This window comes from Flavitalea flava, from assembly GCF_054461575.1.
This window is the reverse complement of the sequence record NZ_JBTLQH010000119.1, coordinates 1-1,592: the sequence shown is the minus strand read 5'-3', so window position 1 is coordinate 1,592 and position 1,592 is coordinate 1. Positions and strand designations below refer to the sequence as shown.

At 54.1% G+C, this 1,592-nt stretch carries 1 protein-coding gene; it reads right to left on the bottom strand.

The genetic code is table 11. From position 1 onward, the window contains the following. The coding region (locus ACX0G9_RS31625; RefSeq protein WP_459068996.1) for a condensation domain-containing protein at positions 1–1,592 on the bottom strand (1,592 nt) is incomplete at both ends.

Below are 1,592 nucleotides of genomic sequence, written 5' to 3'. Positions count from 1 at the left end.
GTTTCGCGCAGGTAATCAGACAGGGCTTCTATCCGCCTGTTCAGCTCCCCATAGGACAACCCCCTGCCCCGATGAACCACCGCTATCCTGTCCCCGCCTTCCTCTATTCGCCTGGTCAAAAAGCCCAACAATGAAAAATGACCAGTCAAAAGATCGCCCGGTAATTTTTTTACGGCCAACGTCTTATCTCTATGGCTTGTTCCAGTTACCTCTGCAATTTTTATCCCTGACTCAGTTAACCCGCTGCTGTATCCCAGTAATAGGGACCGCTCCGTGGACGGCAGCATCGGCAGCTGTCCGATCCGGAGATCCGGAGCTGCTACCACCGCTTGCAGCAATTCTTTATAATGAAGGACCATCCGGGATATCGTCTCCTCCCGGTACAGGTCCGTGCAGTATTCAATATTTCCTTCCAGGCCTTCTTTTCCTTCAGTCAGCGTAAAGGCCAGATCAAACTTCGAAGTTCCCTGTGCAATATTCTCCCGCCGCAGCTCCAGTCCGGGCAGGCTATCGGCGGCGATGTCTGCCTCCTCCATATTTTGTACCACAAACAACACATCGAATAAGGCACTTCGGCTCAGATCACGTTTCCTTACCACCGATTCCACCACTTTTTCGAAAGGCACCTCCTGGTGCTCGAAGGCCCCCAGCGTGGTCTCCTTCACCTGCTGCAGGAACTCCCTGAAAACAGGATTACCCCCTAAATCGCTGCGCAACACCAACGTATTGGTAAAATAACCGATTAAATCTTCCACTTCTCCTTGCTGCCGACCCGCAATGATACTGCCAACTGCTATGTCCTCCTGACCGCTATAACGGTACAACATAACCTTAAAGGTGGCCAGCAGCGTCATGAACACGGTCACGCCTTGCCCGCGGCAGAACCCCTGCAAGGATTCACTTACCAGCTTGTCTAACCGAAAAAATAACCCGCCTCCCCGGCCACTTTGTGTCGCAGGCCGAACATAATCCGTCGGCAGGTTCAAGGGCTCCAAACCCCTCAGCCGGTCCTGCCAGTAACCCAGTTTCTTTTCCCATACCTGCCCGGTCAGTTGCCCCCGCTGCCAGATCGCATAATCCGCATACTGCAAGGGCAAGGCCGCTAAGTACATCGAACTTCCTTCCCTATACGCCCTGTACCCGTTCACCAGTTCCTTCACCAGGATCGCGTTGGACCACCCGTCCGAGGCAATGTGATGCACCACCAGTACTAGCATCCATTCCTGGTCCCCCACCCGGATCAGGGTCGCCCGTAGCGTATAATCTCTGGACAGATCGAACGGCGACCGGATCAACTCCCCTAGATAAGCGGACAGAGCTGCCCGGTCCGCTCTTTTTAGCGCTCTATCCTCAAGCATAGTCATCCGCCAACCGGCGCCATCCAATACCCGTTGACTGGCTTTACCCTCCTGTTCGGTGATCACGGTCCGCAGTACTTCGTGCCGGTTCACCACCGCCTGAAAGGCATAGACCAACGCTTCTTCATTCACCTGGCCTTGCAGCCCTAATATCAGGGGCATATGGTAGGCTACACTTCCTTCCAGTTTATCGATGAACCATAACCGCTCCTGCGCAAACGATAACGGGATCCG